Below are 17,955 nucleotides of genomic sequence, written 5' to 3' on the forward strand. Positions count from 1 at the left end.
ACAGAAACAAGTTTATCATATTCTCTTATTTTTTTCAATTATTGACTTGTACCGTAGCCATAGTTCCCTGTGTTTGTATCATCTGTTCCATAGCTAGATGTTGTACTGTCATTACTATTATTATAGCCATCATTGTAAGTATTATCTTGTTGATAAGTAGAATCAGAACTTGAGGTTGCCGTGGAATCACTTGATGAGCTAGAGGAGCCCGAACTTGAATCTGATTGAACTGAGCCACCACTTGTCGAAACATAATTCCCTGAATTTTTAGAATTCAAAGAAACAAGATTTCCTTGCGTATCAACACCATAAGTCACCGTTGATTTTCCTTTTTCAGTTACAGTAGCTGACGGAAGATAATAAAAAGGTGCTGTTCCTGAGCCAAAAACTGATTCATAAGTAATCAAACTGCTTGGCAAAGTGGTCACTGTTGATTCATCAAGCGATTTCTTCATGATATTTTGCATCGCGAGATAAATATCTGTTGGCATAAATTGATAAGAAGCACCATCAACCATTTCACCAACGCCTTCATATTGAATAGAAACTACTTTGTTAAAGCAATCTTTATAACCTAGTAATGAAGTAATTGTTGAAGCATTAATTGGGATATTAGTTCTAAAATCTTTTGAGGCTTCATTCAAAAATTGTTCATAGCGTGTGATATTATCTAAGGCTAAAATTTTCTTCATGAGTGCTGCAATGACTTCACGTTGGTGAGCTGCCCGACCATAGTCACCATTTGGTAAATGATGTCGGTCACGGGTATAAACTAAGGCTTGGTCACCATTAATATGTTGTTTTCCAGGTGGAACTTTCGCAGTATATTGCGGCTCTGTATCTGAAATATAGAGAGTTTGGCCTGTGGTATTGTTAATATCAATCCCACCAACATTATCAACCATATTAACTAGTCCATCAAAATTGACTGTTGCAAAACTGTCAATATTAATACCAGTCTGAGCACTAATAGTTTTCATAGCATAACTTACGGCATTTTTTAAACCGTCAGAAGATGACCCTGAGTTATAACCTAAGGGATAGGCTGCATTCATTTTTTGCTTAGAAACAATGTTTCCGTCAGCATCTAAAATGTTAGTCATCGTATCACGTTCAATTGAAACCATTGTTGTCGTGTGCGTTTTAGGATTAAGCGTCATCAGAATTTGTGAGTCAGAATTCCCATTCCATGAATCGGAAGTTCCACGCCCTTCGCCTCCTGTGTCAACCCCCATAAGTAGGATTGTTAGAGGTTCAGTTGCCTGAATGACTTGTTCTGTCTTTTTATTCCCAGCATTAGTGTAAGTCATTTTAAAGGCTTTTGTTGTACTGTTCAGAACGGTTAATGTATATCCGCCTGCAGCAATTGCCGTTACTAAAATAATACTTCCAAGCATGAGAAGTGTTTTTATCCAAAGCTTCATATTAGCATTATATCAAAATTCTGATTTTTCACAACAAAAAAAGAAAAATTAGATTTTAATTTTTCTTTAATTATATTTAATTTTACTGACAAAAGGGTCAACTATTAGTCAAAAAATAAAACATATTCGCAAACATCAATTAATTGACCATTTTCATCTCGGGCGCCCCATTTTTTGACATTTTCTAATTCAAAATCAAACTTTTCATAAAGATGACGTGCTTTTTTATTACGTGCTTGGACAGTTAATTCCAAACGTTTGATTGTTCCAACTTCTTCTACCCACTCAAGTGCATCTTCTAGTAGAATCGTCCCAATGCCATAGCCTTGATAATCTTCTGACACAGCGATAAAAAGTTCCGCAATATGACGTACTCGATAATGATAATCCGGCGTCAAATGCAAAATACCAGCAATTTCATCACCAACGAATGCAAGAAAATAAGCATTATTATCTTTCTCAGCTTGTTGATTTAAAAAGTCCGTCATTTCTGCTTCAGAGATTAAAATTCCTACTTCATCAATGGTCAAAAAATTACTTTCTGTTCCAACCTTATTGAGAAATTCAATGACTCTAGAACTGTCGGCGCCATTTGCTTCTCTAACAATTAGCTCTGTAGTCATAAGTTATTAACGAGCTCCTCATATCTTTTTCCATGTGGTTTCAAAATAATTTCACGCTCTTGATCGTTGACCAAATCTTTAGAATACTTATCAAAAATGACTTCCAGATAATTTTCTGGCAAATCATCGCCTAACATTTCACCCCATTCAATGACCGAAACCCCATCACCGAATAAATAATCATCTAAATCAAAACTATCCGGATCATCACCAATGCGATAAACATCCATATGATGGAGTGGCAAACGTCCTTCCAGACTTCTGACAATTGTATAAGTTGGACTTTTAACCATTTGATGAATCTCTAAGCCCAAAGCCAAGCCTTTGGTAAAAGTTGTTTTTCCAGCCCCAAGCTCGCCAGTTAAAACAATAACATCTTGAGCCTCTAATTTTCTTCCCAATTTTTGTGCAAATTGTAACATTTCTTCTTCGTTAAATTTCATGATTTTATTATAACACATCCCCTAAGACACTATCTAACGTTTGCAACTGATGAATCTAAAAACAATCAAACTTTAGAAAATTTCAGTATTGCCACTTGAAAAAGTTTATCTCCTTCATTATCACAGTCTTTAAAATAAAAGCTGTCAGTAAATTTTACTGACAGTTTTTCAAAAATTTGGGCAAAATAAAAAACCTTAAATGGCTTTTTATCTTCTTCTGCGACGATATTCTTTTTGTTGTTTTTTATGATTTTTGAGCAATTCATCCGCCTGCATATTAATTTGCTGAGTTTCTGTCAGTACTTTTTCTTCATTTGGCGTTTTTTTAGAACTTACTGATGGCTCAGCTGTCATTGAATTTGAAGGAGTTTTCCCATTTTTAGAAACTTGTGCCTTACTGACAGGATTTTTCTTCTTGCCACGGCCACGCAAATGACGCACAAAGGCAATAATTCCCCCAATGATTGTGACTGATGCTGACAAACTGGTCAATGTCATCAAAAGAATATTGTTCCCTTTTGCATTATTGTTGACGGTTTCATTAATAATTGTGGTTGAATTTTTAGTTTCTTTTTGACTGCCAGAATTTTTATCTGTTGAACTGTCTCGATTTTCTACTACCGGAGGCGTTTGATTTTGCCCAACATTATCTGTCTGATTTTGAGCAGTTGTACTTGTTTGTGTTTGATTTTGACTTGTCGAATTCGTTCCTTCAGAGGAACTTGTATTTTGCGAACTACTGCTAGCTGAACTTGCTGAATTTGAGGTACTTGAAGTCCCTGTTGAGCTTTGAGCTGTTGCATCTCCTGAACTTGCTGAAGTCCCGGTTGCCGTTTCTCCATAAGCAATCGTTCCAAAATTAAGCAAGGATATCAGACCTATACTATAAATAATTTTCTTCATAATCAAATTCTATGATAGTTTTCTTAAACGAACTTAAAATTTATTAATGTAATAAATAAACAACGAGGTATTTTGATATTTCTTTCAACCCTTTTTTGGTACAATAAACTTATGAATAAATCAACGTTTTCTTTAAATGATAATGCATGGGTTGATTTTTATCAGCTCCAAAATCCTCGTCAAAACGAAAATTATACTTTTCCTGCTATTATTATCTGCCCTGGTGGTGGTTATCAACATATTTCACAAAGAGAATCTGACCCTCTTGCCTTAGCTTTTCTCGCCCAAGGTTATCAAGTGCTTCTCCTTAATTACACCGTGATGAATAAAGGAACAAACTATAACTTTTTATCACAAAATCTTGAAGAAGTTCAAGCTGTTTTTTCTCTGATTCATCAAAATCATAAAGAATGGCAAATCAATCCTGAGCAAGTTTTCTTACTTGGTTGCTCTGCCGGAGGGCATCTAGCCGCTTGGTATGGTAATTCTGAACAAATCCATCGACCAAAAGGAGTTATTCTCTGCTATCCAGTAACTTCCTTCACTTTTGGTTGGCCTAGTGATTTGTCACATTTTAATTTTGAAATTGAAAATATCTCAGAATATAATATTTCGGAAAAAGTCACTTCCTCAACTCCTCCAACCTTTATTTGGCATACGGCTGATGATGAGGGTGTTCCTATCTATAACAGCCTTAAATATTGTGATCGACTCTCAAAACATCAAGTTCCTTTTGAAGCTCACTTTTTTGAATCTGGACCTCATGGTGTCTCTTTGGCTAATCGGACAACCGCTCCTTCTGATGCCTATTGTCTTCCGTCAGTGCATCGCTGGGTTTCTTGGGCTTCTGATTGGTTGGAAAGACAAATCAAAAATTAAAAATACCACTCAAAAGTGGTATTTTTTTATTGGTTTTATCTAATTTATTAATTACGAATCATTTTTGCTTTTGAAGCCAAACTTCTTTCAAAAATTCTAATGTATAGTGTGAAGTATCAGGCACAATGACGATATCATCTCCCAAATCTTCTGGGCGCCCTACACCAATTGGTAAAGCCCCTGAATCTTTGATGGCTTGAATTCCAGCTTGAGAATCCTCTAACCCAATTGATTCAGAGGGGGCAACACCCACTGCATGTGCTGCTGCAATAAAAATATCTGGTGCTGGTTTTGATGCTGCAACTTCAGCCGGATCAGCAATTGCATCAAAATATCCAGTTAAATTCATTCTCTCTAATAAAAATGGACCATTCTTAGAAGCCGATGCTAAAGCAATTTTGATTTTATTTGAACGTAAATCTTTGAGTAATTGTAAAATTCCAGGATAGACATCGGCTGGCGACACATCCTGAATCATTTTCACATAGTTATCATTTTTTCTCTTAGCAAGTTCTTTAAATTCCTCAGCTGATACTTTTTTATCAGCTAAATCTAGAATTTTCTGAAGCGAGTCTTCTCGTGAGACCCCTTTTAATTGCTCATTAAATTGGCGGTCAACACCATTAATGCCAATTTCTTCAGCCAAAGCTTTCCAAGCTCTAAAATGATACTCTGCGGTATCTGTAATTACACCATCTAAATCAAACAATACTGCTTTAAACATCTTTTTACCTTCTTTCTCGTCATTTTAAAAATATATTTTTAAGCAATGACTTTCCAAAATTACTGACAGAAATTCTGTCAGTAATTTTTTTATTAAAAAATAATTGTAAATCCTTGTATCAAAACTTTATTAAGAGTAAAACCATTTATTTTAAATCAAATTTAGTCTGTACACCGGCTTTTAATTGAACCTCATCATCATAAACTTTGGTCAGTAAATCCGCCGACGCTGTCAGTAATAATTGTCCATTTTCAATCAAAATTTCAACTTTAGTTCCTCTAAAAATTTGATTAAATTTCAATTTTGTCCAGCTTTTTGGTAAATAAGGAGCAATTGCAAATTGGCCATCTCGCAGACTCAGACCAGCAAATTCATTTTGAATCACCTCGAGCGTTTCGCCCATGACCCCAATATGAACCCCTTCGGCCGTTGTTCCCCCTTGAATATCATAATAATCACTGCCAATTGCTGTAATCAAGAAATCCAACGCTTCATCAAAATCCCCTAATTTCACATCAATCCCAGCAAAAACCGGACGTGAAGTCGTTGAACCGTGAACAGTCCTAGCAAGATAATAATCACGGTTGACTTTCAACCAATTTTCGGGCAACTCATAAGCCAATTGTTTGACCAACTTAGTCACATGCTCCTGACCCAAATTGTAGATTAACATCAGCGTATCAGCCTGTTTAGCCACTTGATATTCGTCAGGGGAAATACCTTCGGCCTTCATCAAACGGTCAATGCGATGAATATCCCCATATTTTGCTTCATAAGCTGCAAAGTCCACTTCCTTAAGCTCAAAATATTTAGCATATTGCGCAATCACACCATTTTCATCAATATCTAGATACAGTTTTTTCCGAACTTTTTGAGCTTTTTCAAGTAATTCCTTAGGAATTTCAAATCCTTTTTCTGATAATTCTGTCAGCCAATTTAATTGCCAAGTGAGCATTAAATTAGTATAGGCATTATCACAGATTCCCCCTTCTTGCCCAGGATAGGCCTCATGATATTCATCAGGTCCCATGACCCCATCAATATGATAACGGCCGTCATCTCCTAATTCGGCTTTATTTAACCAAAACTTTGTCGTTTCAATGATTAAATCTAAACCACCGTCAGTCAAAATGCTTTCATCTTCTGTCAGTTGTGAGTAAATCCATAAATTATATACAATGGCTAAACTAACATGCCTTTGACGCCGGCTATTATCTGGTTCCCATTCATTATTTACTGTGTTCAAATGAACAAATTGCGATTGTTCATCACCAATTAAGCCGGACTGCCAAGGAAACATAGCTCCTTTTTCTCCATCAACCTTCGCATTTTCCTGCGCTGCGGTCAATCGATTGATTCGGTACAAGAGCAAATCACGCGCCGTTTCTGGCTCATTAGCCGCATAGTAAGGAAGAACAAAAATTTCATCCCAGAAGATATGGCCCCGATAGCCTTCACCAGTCAAGCCACGTGAACCTACTGATGCATCTAAAAACTGATTAGCACCATGCTGTGCCGCTTGACGAATATGGAAAATGTTCATCCTGACCATTCTTTGTAAATCTTCATGGTCTGATTCGATAACAATATCGGCATCTGACCAAACTTTTTCCCAATAATTCGCATTATTTTCTTGAATTTTACTGACAGAAGTTGCTGACAGCTCTGTCAGTACAAACTCAACAGGATTTTTACTTTCATAAGAACTTGCAATGACAATCGTTTTGTCAAACTGAACTTCTTGATTTTTTTGTAAGTCAATTTCGATTGCTTCTGCTAAAATCTCATCATTCTCAGAATCTATTTTTTGGAAAGCCAATCCATTCAAAAATGATTTAGAAGCAATTGCAAGTTCAATTTCACTTGTTCTTGTTTTAGCAACCAAAAGTCCTTTGGAAATTTTGGTTACTTCAAATTCTTTACTATCAAAAGCCCGATAACGTTCAACATTTTGATTTAAAACTGAACCATCAGTAAAAGTTTCAATTCTTAATTTACAAGAGAAGTCAGCAATAATTTCACCAACAAAACCAAAATCATGAAAATTAATTGGATCTACAAACTTTGTTGTTACTAAAGTCAAATTTCCTTTGGCCAATTTCACCTGATAACGTTCAATTTGCAAAGCATTTTTAAAATCAATTGTAGCTTGCTTTTCAACTGACGCTTCAAAATCAACCAATTCACCATCAATATATACTTTTATTAATTGAGGATTTGGCCAATTTACCATATCTTCATTAATGACATCATGTCCTGCGACTTCTGTACTCGTCCGGTTGAAGACACCAGCTACGTACAAGCCAGGATAATGATTGTCAGAACAAGTTGACCATAAAGGCGCACCTCGAAGCCCTAAATAACCATTTCCCAATGACATTAAAGATTCTTGACCATAAGAACGTTTCCCTACTTCTTTTTTATCATATTGGATTATCCAATCTTTTTCAGTCATTTTTCCCCCTCATATAAAACTAAAGGAAGCAGAATTTATCAGCACTGCCTCCAACTGAGTTTATTAATTATTTAACTGCATCTTTAAATGCATTTTTTTGTTCAACGCCTTCTCCCATTACATCTGTATCTTTATAACCAAAGAACCAAACCAATAGGAAAGTTGCAACCGCACATACCGCAGTCGCGATCCAGAAGAGCATCAAGTTACCCGCAGGAGCGTGATGTGTCAAAGGATTAGAAATAAAGTTAGGGAAACCAATCAAAGAACCTGAGAACCCAAACATTTGTAATCCGCCAAATCCAGCAACACCTGCACCAATCGCGGCACCAATTGAAGACATGATAAAGACACGCACATATTTCAAATTAATCCCATACATTGCCGGTTCAGTTACCCCACAAAAGGCTGAAATTGCTGCTGGAGCAGAAAGTCCTTTAAGGTCTGCTTTTTTAGATTTAAAGAAGACAGTCAAGGCACCAACCCCTTGAGCGAGCATTGTGAAAGAAACAATCATATTGAGTGAACTTGCTCCAGTAGCCGCCAATTCTTGTGAAATAAGTGGAACAACCAACCAGTGCAATCCAAAGATAACCAAACATTGATACAAACCACCAACGATAATACTTGCAATTCCTAAATTCAATGACAAGATATGATCAATCACAAATGACAATCCAGAAGAAATTGTAGAAATAACTGGACCTACCAAAAGTAAAACAATTGATGCGGTAATAAAGAAAGTAATCATTGGTTGGAAAATTGGACGCAAGGCAAGTGGTAAAACTTTTTTCAACCAAGCATTCAGTGGTTTAGCAATTGCCACGGCTACAATGATTGGGAAAATTGTATAAGCATAGCTTGGCAAAGCAACTGGAATTCCAAAATAACTTGTATTAAAAGTTACTCCAAGGAAATTTGCAACAGGAGCAGCTGCTTCAACAACAACATTTTTACCTGCCGCATTCGTTCCAACATGCGCATTTACCAAGTTAGTAATCCCTGGATTAATCATAAATCCGCCGACTGCAGCACCAATAAATTGTAAAACAGTATCTTTAGGTGCCAATTGTTTTGCTGCTGAAAAACCAACCAAAACAGGTAAGAAGTAAAAGGGCGTCATTGCCAGTGTTGAAATAATGACATAAGTTGAACTTGCAGGATCAATCACTTCGATTAAGCGATTTCCCTTAACAAAGATACTAAGTAAACCATTAATCATCCCACCAGCTGCAAGTAAACCAATAATAGGAATCATTGACCCAGTAATTGTTCCAATGACCACTTGGAAAGCATGAACAATCGGATTTTGTTTTTTACCATTAGCTGGTGCTGTTGCAGCGACTGCTTGTGCCGTTGCCTCATCATCAACTACCGCATCCCCAAGTTGTTCAACAACTTCATCATAAACATCCTCAACCGCTTGTCCAATAACCACTTGATATTGATTCAAGTTTGAATTATAAACCGCGCCTGCCACACCAGGTAAGGCTTCAATTGCTGCTGTATCGGCTTTATCCTTGTCCTTTAAAGTGAAACGAAGACGAGTGATACAATGAATAACTTTTGTGACATTTTCAGCGCCACCTACATTTGCGATAATATCAGTCGCAAGTTGTGAATAATTTGCCATAAGTTCTCCTTTTGCTTCATTATCTATGAAGCATTTCATAATATAAAATAATAATTGACGAGTTTAATAGTCACAAAATCTATATCCAAAGTTCTCGTCTTCTTTGTGCTATAAATTTATTGGTTGATATTTTTACTTACTTAACACTTGCCTGACCTAATTCATCACGTGCATTGGCTGAACCATATTTAACCTCAAAGCCAGATAAAAGGTCTTTAGTATTTGTAAAAATAACCATTGTTGTCTTATCCAAACCAGCAGCTTCAATCTGCCCCCAATCAACAGTTCCCAGCTCATCACCACCATTAACAATATCATCCACTTTAACTTTAATTTTAAATGGTGCCCCTTTAAGAGCTACTGTATCAATACCTAGATGTAAAAGAATATCTAAGCCATCAGCACGTTTAAAGCCAATTGCATGTCCCTGAACCAAAGTTACTTTTGCAGAAACTGGAGCAAAAATTTTATTTTCTTTGGGCTCAACTGCAAAACCATCACCCATTATTTTCTTTGAAAATACCGGATCGTTTACTTTTGAAAGTTCAATAACTTCTCCAGAAACTGGATTATATAGCCCTTTATCGTCTTTCAATTCTTTCTTTTTTCCTATTCCAAACATAAGAATCTCCTATCTTTTGAAGTTGTACGTACAAGTTAACAAAATCATTGTATCATATAAAAACGTTTTCAGCAAGCGGTAACAATTATTTTTATGATAAAATATAAAGTATGAAGAAATATGAAGTGATTTTGCAAGATTTAGAAAAAAAGATTTTTAACGATATCTATAAAACGAACGATATTCTTCCAAGTGAAAATGAGCTCTCTGCTAATTACGAGAGCAGTCGTTCAACAGTCAGACAGGCTTTAAAAATTTTAGAAGAGAAAGGGCTTATTCAAAGACGACATGGCTATGGTAGCATTGTCCTCGCTCACGATAGGCTCCTTTTCCCTATCTCTGGCTTAACTTCATACAAAGAACTACAAACCTCTATGGGTTTCCATAGTGAAACTGAGGTCATTCGATTTGAAAGACTTGAAATTAACCCTAAACTTTCAGAAACAACTGGTTTTGCCGTTGGTGAACACGCCATAAGTATTCTCAGAAGGCGCAAAGTAGATGGCAAATTTTCAATTTTAGATTGGGATTTATTTTTAGAAAAATATTCCGAAGGTTTAACTCCAGAACATGCTAAAATTTCAACCTATGACTACTTAGAAGATACTCTAGGGCTTGATATTGCCTATGCTCAAAAGGAAGTCACGATTGATTTTGCCTGCGAAGATGACTTTAAATATCTTGACTTAAATCCCAAAGACCATCATGTCGTTTCTGTCAAATCCCATGTTTATCTTGCTGATAATACTCTTTTTCAGTATACTGAATCTCGACATCAAGTCGACCGCTTTCGTTTCACAGAATTTGCCAGACGACAAAAAAGATAAAAAAGCTCTCCCAATAAGGAGAGTTTTTACTTGATAATAAAAAGCAAGAACAAAATCAGTTCTTGCTTTTTTTCTTTATTTTACACCAATTTCTGCTTCAACAACTTCAACAATGGTATCTACAACATGATTGACCTCTTCATGAGTTGGCGCTTCAGCCATGACACGCAAGAGTGGTTCAGTTCCTGAAGGGCGAACTAAAATACGACCTTTCCCATTCATTGAAGTTTCCATTTCTGAAATTACTTTTTGAATCGCTGGCACATCCATTGCTGATTTTTTAGCTGCATTATCTTTTACCCGAACATTAACTAATTTTTGTGGATAAATTGTAACTTCACTTGCTAATTCAGATAAAGATTTGCCAGTTTCACGCATTACTTTCAACAATTGAATGGCTGAAAGTTGACCATCTCCTGTTGTATTGTAATCAAGGAAAATCATATGACCCGATTGTTCACCACCGAAGTTGTAATTATTTTTCTTCATTTCTTCAACAACATAACGGTCACCAACGGCTGTAATCACTGAATTAATCCCTGCTTCTTCAAGCGCTAAATGGAATCCAAGATTAGACATCACAGTTGTTACTAGCGTATCTTGAGCCAATTTTCCTTGTCCAAGAAGATATTTCCCAACGATAAACATAATTTTATCGCCATCAACAATTTCTCCATTTTCATCAACGGCAATCAGGCGGTCAGCATCACCGTCAAAGGCAAGTCCGAGGTCACTTCCTGTTTCGACAACTTTTTTAGCCATCGCTTCAGGATGAGTTGAGCCTACTTTTACATTGATATTGAGTCCATCAGGATTTTCACCAATAACTGTCAAATTCGCTTCTAAATCAGCAAAAACGGCACGAGCAGAAGTATAAGCTGCACCATTAGCTGTATCAAGAACAACCTTATAGCCTTCAAAATTACCTTCTGCTGTTGTTTTTAAGAAAGCTTGATATTTACGAACACCTTCGATATAGTCATGCAGCATTCCTAAGCCTTGAGCAGATGGGCGTGGCAATGTGTCTTCTTCAGCGTCAATCAATGCTTCAATTTCAAGTTCTTTTTCATCCTCTAATTTATAACCATCACCACCAAAGAATTTAATTCCATTATCAAGTGCTGGATTATGGCTGGCTGATATCATGACCCCAGCAGAGGCACCATCTTTTTTAACTAAATATGCTACACCTGGTGTTGCAATGACTCCTAAATCATAAACTTCAATCCCAACAGACAAAAGTCCTGAAATCAAACTGCTCGCAAGCATTTGTCCAGAAATTCGTGTATCGCGACCAACATAAACTTTTGGTGTACCTAATTCATGTTGACTAAGGACATAGCCACCAAAACGACCAAGTTTAAAAGCCATCTCCGGCGTTAATTCAACATTTGCTTCCCCGCGAACACCGTCTGTTCCGAAATATTTACCCATTTTTTCTTGTCTCCATTTTTATTATTTTTATTTGACTCTGAAAATTTATCCACTTATTTTTACAGGTGTTAATGTTACTTCAACTTCTTGTGGATCAGCACTTACTCCTGTTGCACGTATAGGAACAGTTACTTTCGTTTCTTTTACAACTCCAGAGATATCCACTGATGCTTCAACCTCGTTGATTGCTTCTAAAGCACTTTTTTCTCCTGAGAGAGTAACTGTTTTATCAGATACTTTTGTCTTAATAGATGATAAAGTCTTATCAAGCGTTCCTTTTTGTGTCACTTTAACCGGCACATCTTTAGTTAATTTATTTACTACAACTTTTAAATGAGTCGTTGAAGGTTCAATTTGTGCTGGAAGAATTTTACCTGTGCTGTCTACGGCATGAAGAGTGACTGTGCCTGAATAATTTTCATTTAAATTAACATCATTTGGTAAAGCAGCTTCAATTGCTTGAATTTTTTTGATGCTCTCTTCCCCGGCAGTCACTTTTACCTTTTCATCACTCACTGAAAGTGAATCAATTGTAAAACCTTCTGGCAATTGAGTTGAATCAGCTTTTGGTGTTACTTCAAACTCTTTCTTCACTTTGTCTTCTAAAGTGATATTCATTGTTTTAGGTTCAATCGTTGCCGTTACTCCGCCAGGCAGTTGTTCAATCCGAATTGGTACATCAAATTTTCCTGTTTTTAGTTTGGTCAAATCAACACTTAAAAAGAAATTTCTTGTGTCCGAATTTTCTTCATTAGTGATAGACAAGCGATTATATCCAGAAAGATGAACCGTCGCAGTGCTGTTATAACCACTAACGAAATATTTATTAGAATTATATTTTAATTCTACTGGAACGTTATTAATTGTGGCCGTGTAAACTTCTCCAGACTGATTAGTTCCCTGATTACGGATGGATGTTGCATTAGCATTAAAGAAAAGGACAATCGCAAAGAAAACAGAGGCAAGGATATAAAATGTTTTGGAATTAAAAAATTTATTTGCCATTTTTCTTTCCTCCTGCTTTATTTTTTCTATTCTTCCCTGTTCCTTTTTCATTTTTTTCAACTTTAGGAACTAAAATGGCCACTAGAATATCATGGAATTTTTCTTTGGAAATATCCGCGAAAAATTCTCCATTGTGAGCGATTGAAATTCCACCAGTTTCTTCGGAAACCACTAAAATTAAAGCATCTGAGACTTCAGAAAGTCCAATTGCAGCACGGTGTCTAGTCCCAAATTGTTTTGAAATCCCCGATTTTTCGGTCAAAGGAAGATAGGCAGAAGTTACAGCAATTTTGTTTCCCTGAACAATGACCGCGCCATCGTGCAAAGGTGTATTTGGAATGAAAATATTAATAAGTAATTCGCTAGTAATATCCGCATCTAAACGAATCCCTGTACTTACAAATTCATTTAAATTTTGCCCTTGCTCAATCGCAATCAAAGCGCCAATTTTTCGCTCAGACATGTAAGCAAAAGATTTCTCGTAAGCTGAAATATGCCCATCAGGGCTACTTTTTCTCGTTGGTGTAAATAATGTGGTTGTTCTTCCTAAGCTTTCAAGCGCTCGCCTAATTTCAGGCTGAAAAATGATAACTCCGGCGATAACCCCATAGGTAATAACTTGGTTGAGTAACCACTCAACTGTTGTAAGTCCAATAAGTCCGGCAATAATTCTGATAAAAATGAAAATAATCACACCACGAACAAGCGTCATTAATTTTGTTCCTTGTACAAACCTAATCGCTTGATAAAGGAAAAAACTGATAATTGCAATGTCTAATATTGCAATAGCAATTCGCAGAGGTGATTCATTCAATTCAAAAATCTTTTGCCAAAACTCAAGGTTAAAAAATTGATTGAAGTCGGTCAAAAGTCCCCCTCCTTTTATATTGTTAGTCTAATTATACCAAAATTTTACGTGAACTGCTTTATTCCCAAATAAAGATTTATCATCTTGTTCTTATTCCCTTAATCTATCTGTAATTTTTACATTAGCAAAACTGTAGTTTTTAGCTGACGAGAATAAAAAAGTTACTGACAAAAATTCTGTCAGTAACTTTTCATTAGTAAGAATATATTATTTTTTAGCCTCACGTTCTGCTTTACGAGCAGCTCGTCTTGCTTCACGCTCAGGATCAACTGGACGTTTCTTACGTTCTTTTGGCAGAGTAACTTCTATAGTCCCCTCTGATTCAGGATTTTTTTTCGCCAGTGCTTTTGCTTCACGTTCTAAATACTTATCTAAATCTCCTGATGTTCTAGCATAACGCATAAATCGTTTACGAGAATCTTTGGCAGCTTTAGCATACAAACTTTCTGCATGTTCAGCATCAACTTTTAATAGATTACCAAAACGAGATTGTGTCAATAAGAAATCTCTAACTTTACTAAAATCAGGTTTTTTGAAATCAAGAATCATCGGATTTTTACCCAAATCTTCAAGAAGAGGATTATAGCGATAAAGTTGCCAATAACCAGAATTCACGGCTTCTTTTGCTTCATCAAGTGCTAAATGTATTCCTCCATATAAACCATGTGAAATACATGGAGTATAAGCAATAATGACTGAGGGACCTTTAAATTTTTCAGCTTCATCAAAGGCACGGATTGTTTGCATCATGTTTGCTCCAGAAGCAATCTGAGCCACATAAACATCTCCGTAGGTCATTAGCATCGCTCCTAAATCTTTTTTCGTATTAGATTTACCGCCAGCAGCAAATTGTGCAATTGCTGAAGCTGGAGTTGCTTTAGAAACTTGTCCCCCAGTATTGGCATAGACTTCGTTGTCCATAACTAAGATATTAACATCAGCACCTGAAGCTACAATATGATCTAAACCGCCAAAACCAATATCATAGGCCCAACCATCTCCACCAAATATCCATTGGGTTGGTTTTACAAATTGATCTTTTTGTTTATATATTTCATCCAACTTAGCTGAGTTGAAGTGTTCAGAAGCAAGCATTCCCTTCATTTTTTCGGCTCTTGCTCGTGTTCCTTCTGAATCTTCTAAGTGTTCTACCCAGTCTTTCGCCAATTTTTGCAAATCATCTGACATTTCTGGCAAGGCTTCAAGGACTTGGGCTGCTAATTTTTGACGTCTGGTTTGAGAAGCTAACCACATTCCATATCCGTATTCCGCATTATCCTCAAAGAGTGAGTTTGACCATGCAGGGCCTTGTTCAAACTCATTTGTTGTATATGGTGTTGCTTGTGTTCCACCATAAATGGCTGAACAGCCAGTTGCATTGGAAATCATCATTCGGTCACCAAACATTTGTGTCAATAATTTAATATATGGTGTTTCACCACAGCCTGAGCATGCTCCTGAAAATTCAAAAAGTGGTTTTTCAAATTGACTAGCGGCAATTGTACCTGGACGAGCTGGATTTTCTTTTGTTTTAAGGGTTTGCGCAAAAGCCCAATTGACAGATTCTTTTTCTTGTCCCTCATAAGGAATCATTTTTAAAGCTTCACCCTTTTTAGGACAGGCTTCAACACATAATCCACAACCTGTACAGTCTTCAACAGAGACCTGAATCCGATATTTTAAGCCATCAGCTCCTTTATAATCCATAACATGGAAACCTTCTGGTGCTTGATTCCATTCGTCTTCGTCGACTAAAAATGGTCTGATGGCAGCATGAGGACAAACAAATGAACATTCATTACATTGAATACAAGCTTGGGCATTCCATTCAGGAATTTCTAAGGCAATTCCCCTTTTTTCAGAAGCACTTGTTCCCAATGGTTCATCTCCAAAAGTCATTTTGTTATCGACTAAGGTTTGTACCGAAAGTTCATCACCTTCAAAGGCATTGGTTTTATTTACAATTTCAAAAACATATTTTTTACGAGAACTTTCTGTCGTAAGAACTTTCGTTTTTTCTTCTTGAGTTTCAGCCCAGCTTTCTGGAATCTTTACTTCATGCAAGCCGTTCAAAGCAAGTGCCATTGCATTCAAATTTTGTTCAACAATGGTTGGTGATTTCTTTGCATATTTTTGAGCATCCTTTTTCAGAATCTCATAGGCTTCATCAAAAGGCATAACATGAGCCAATTTGAAAAAGGCGACCTGCATAATCGTATTAATTCTGCGTTCCATTCCGGTTTCATGAGCAATTTTCATGGCATCAATCGTATAAAATCGAATTTGATTTTCGGCAATGAATTTCTTCATTTCATTCGGAAGATTTTTTGAAAGTTGTTCTAGATTCCAACTTGTGTTTAATAGAAATAGGCCTCCAGCTTTCAAGCCTTTGGTCAAGTTATATTTACGTACATAAGTCATGTTGTGACAAGCAACAAAATCAAGTGTAGCTGTCATATATTCAGAAGTAATTGGCGAATCACCAAAACGTAAATGTGAAATGGTTAATCCACCTGATTTTTTTGAATCATATTCAAAAGCGGCTTGAACATATTTATCAGTATGGTCACCAATAATTTTGATTGCTGCTTTATTGGCACCAACTGTTCCATCTGAACCAAAGCCCCAGAATTTTGCTTGAAATGTATCTGCTGGTGTTAAATCAAGGACTTTTGAATTTGTCAGAGACAAGTTTGTAACATCATCATTAATTCCGATTGTAAACATACGTTTTGGTTGTGCTTTGACTAATTCATCAAAAACACTGACGATGTGTTCTGGACGAGTATCTTTTCCACCAATTCCATAGCGGCCACCAATCACTTGTTTAACATTAGAATTGAAAAGCGCTGATTGAACGTCAAGGAAAAGAGGTTCTCCATTTGAACCAGATTCTTTTGTACGGTCTAAGACCGCTACTGATTTGACTGTCTTTGGTAATTTTTCAAGAAAGTTTTCCAATGGAAATGGACGATATAAGTGAACATTGATAAAACCAACTTTTCGGCCTTGTCCATTTAAATAATCAACTGTTTGCTCAATTGTCCCAGCAACAGAACCCATAGAAACAATGACTTCTGTCGCATCAGGTGCGCCATAATAATTGACTAAATCATAATCTGTCCCACGAAGTTTATTGATTTTTCCCATGTATTTTTGAACGATTTCAGGAAGAGCTTCATAGTAAGAATTGACCGTTTCCCTTTGTTGGAAATAGATATCTGCATTTTGATTTGTCCCTGAAACTGTAGGATGATCAGGGTTCATTGCACGGTCACGAAAATCAGCTAATTTTTCTTGATTAACCATTGGTAATAAATCTTGATAATCAATAACATCAATTTTTTGAATTTCATGAGAAGTTCTAAAACCGTCAAAGAAATTCAAGAAAGGAACTGAACCTTCAAGTGTTGCTAAGTGGGCAACTGCTGACAAGTCCATCACTTCTTGAACAGATGACTCTGCTAACATGGCAAACCCAGTTGTTCTGGCTGACATCACGTCAGACTGGTCTCCAAAAATATTAAGCGCCCCAGCCGCTACGGCACGAGCTGCGACATGAATAACTGCTGGCAAAAGTTCACCAGCCATTTTATACATATTTGGAAGCATTAAAAGGAGCCCTTGCGAAGCGGTATAAGTTGTCGCAAGCCCTCCTGCTTTAAGAACACCGTGCATGGCACCTGCTGCACCGGCTTCTGATTGTAGTTCTGTAATTTTTACTGTTGAGCCCCAGATATTTTTACGACCAGCAACTGACCACGCGTCAGTATAATCTGCCATTGGTGAACTTGGGGTAATTGGATAAATTACGGCAATTTCTGAAAAGGCGTAAGCAATATGTGCTGCCGCCATGTTTCCGTCCATTGTTTTTTTCATTTTTTTCAAACCTTCTCAGGAGAGCATTTATTCGACATTTTTACGGCATAAAGAGCGGTGTCGGTGTTCTTTATGTGATTTAGTACTAAATCGAAAAAGACGAGAGCTTTCCTAATAATATTATTTTGACTAAGTTAATTTTAGCATTTTAAGCCTGAAAAGTTGAAGCTGCTTAGTGTCAATTATCTTTGACATTATCGTTGAAAAGCCTTTATTTACAAGACCTATCAGTAATT

14 protein-coding genes are annotated in these 17,955 nt (G+C 36.5%); 2 read left to right on the plus strand and 12 right to left on the minus strand.

Features of this window, described 5'->3' with window-relative positions; translation table 11 throughout:
• Positions 1-38 precede the first annotated feature (38 nt).
• The 4 genes from HFD15_RS03405 to HFD15_RS03420 all read right to left on the minus strand — a co-directional run bounded on the left by HFD15_RS03405 (position 39) and on the right by HFD15_RS03420 (position 3,393).
• Positions 39-1,424 carry an LCP family protein gene (locus HFD15_RS03405; protein WP_003131524.1) on the minus strand — a complete coding sequence of 462 codons (1,386 nt, stop codon included), beginning with the start codon at positions 1,422-1,424 and terminating at the stop codon, positions 39-41.
• A 104-nt stretch (positions 1,425-1,528) separates the two neighbouring features.
• Positions 1,529-2,047 carry a GNAT family N-acetyltransferase gene (locus tag HFD15_RS03410; RefSeq protein WP_167593323.1) on the minus strand — a complete coding sequence of 173 codons (519 nt, stop codon included), beginning with the start codon at positions 2,045-2,047 and terminating at the stop codon, positions 1,529-1,531.
• The gene (gene tsaE, locus HFD15_RS03415) at positions 2,044-2,490 is read right to left on the minus strand and encodes a tRNA (adenosine(37)-N6)-threonylcarbamoyltransferase complex ATPase subunit type 1 TsaE (RefSeq protein WP_023188979.1); all 447 of its coding nucleotides are present in this window, start codon (positions 2,488-2,490) and stop codon (positions 2,044-2,046) included. Before tsaE ends, HFD15_RS03410 begins: the two co-directional genes overlap by 4 nt.
• A 207-nt stretch (positions 2,491-2,697) precedes the next feature.
• Entirely contained in the window at positions 2,698-3,393 is a 696-nt protein-coding gene (locus tag HFD15_RS03420) for an ATPase (RefSeq protein WP_017864144.1), read from the minus strand.
• A 111-nt stretch (positions 3,394-3,504) separates the two neighbouring features.
• On the opposite strand from HFD15_RS03420, the gene HFD15_RS03425 reads away from it, so the two are divergent.
• The gene (locus HFD15_RS03425; RefSeq protein ID WP_058208679.1) at positions 3,505-4,272 is read left to right on the plus strand and encodes an alpha/beta hydrolase; all 768 of its coding nucleotides are present in this window, start codon (positions 3,505-3,507) and stop codon (positions 4,270-4,272) included.
• A gap of 58 nt (positions 4,273-4,330) precedes the next feature.
• Here HFD15_RS03425 and pgmB read toward each other — a convergent pair whose 3' ends face one another.
• From pgmB to HFD15_RS03445, 4 genes are all read right to left on the minus strand, one after another.
• Positions 4,331-4,996 (minus strand): beta-phosphoglucomutase, encoded by a 666-nt coding sequence (gene pgmB / locus HFD15_RS03430; RefSeq protein ID WP_012897250.1) that lies wholly within the window; start codon positions 4,994-4,996, stop codon positions 4,331-4,333.
• A gap of 145 nt (positions 4,997-5,141) precedes the next feature.
• Complete coding sequence (locus HFD15_RS03435; protein WP_058208678.1) at positions 5,142-7,451, minus strand: glycoside hydrolase family 65 protein; 2,310 nt, start codon at positions 7,449-7,451, stop codon at positions 5,142-5,144.
• A 67-nt stretch (positions 7,452-7,518) separates the two neighbouring features.
• Positions 7,519-9,084, minus strand: a complete 1,566-nt coding sequence (locus HFD15_RS03440; RefSeq protein WP_025016545.1) for a PTS transporter subunit EIIC — start codon at positions 9,082-9,084, stop codon at positions 7,519-7,521.
• Between the two features lie 136 nt (positions 9,085-9,220).
• Positions 9,221-9,706 (minus strand): glucose PTS transporter subunit IIA, encoded by a 486-nt coding sequence (locus tag HFD15_RS03445; RefSeq protein ID WP_012897247.1) that lies wholly within the window; start codon positions 9,704-9,706, stop codon positions 9,221-9,223.
• Between the two features lie 110 nt (positions 9,707-9,816).
• Here HFD15_RS03445 and treR point away from each other — a divergent pair, with 110 nt between their 5' ends.
• A complete protein-coding gene (gene treR, locus HFD15_RS03450; RefSeq protein WP_003131538.1) occupies positions 9,817-10,533 on the plus strand; it encodes a trehalose operon repressor in 717 nt (238 codons plus the stop codon).
• A 75-nt stretch (positions 10,534-10,608) separates the two neighbouring features.
• Here treR and glmM read toward each other — a convergent pair whose 3' ends face one another.
• From glmM to nifJ, 4 genes are all read right to left on the minus strand, one after another.
• Positions 10,609-11,967: a phosphoglucosamine mutase gene (glmM, locus tag HFD15_RS03455; protein WP_003131539.1), complete on the minus strand. Its 1,359-nt coding sequence runs from the start codon at positions 11,965-11,967 to the stop codon at positions 10,609-10,611.
• 45 nt (positions 11,968-12,012) lie between these two features.
• Positions 12,013-12,972, minus strand: a complete 960-nt coding sequence (locus tag HFD15_RS03460; RefSeq protein ID WP_012897245.1) for a YbbR-like domain-containing protein — start codon at positions 12,970-12,972, stop codon at positions 12,013-12,015.
• Positions 12,962-13,840: a diadenylate cyclase CdaA gene (cdaA, locus tag HFD15_RS03465; RefSeq protein ID WP_003131542.1), complete on the minus strand. Its 879-nt coding sequence runs from the start codon at positions 13,838-13,840 to the stop codon at positions 12,962-12,964. Before cdaA ends, HFD15_RS03460 begins: the two co-directional genes overlap by 11 nt.
• A 207-nt stretch (positions 13,841-14,047) precedes the next feature.
• On the minus strand, positions 14,048-17,719 hold the full coding sequence (gene nifJ / locus HFD15_RS03470; protein ID WP_058208676.1) for a pyruvate:ferredoxin (flavodoxin) oxidoreductase: 3,672 nt from the start codon (positions 17,717-17,719) through the stop codon (positions 14,048-14,050).
• Between the last annotated feature and the right edge of the window lie 236 nt (positions 17,720-17,955).

The organism is Lactococcus sp. EKM203L (assembly GCF_011800585.1).
Classification (GTDB): domain Bacteria; phylum Bacillota; class Bacilli; order Lactobacillales; family Streptococcaceae; genus Lactococcus; species Lactococcus lactis.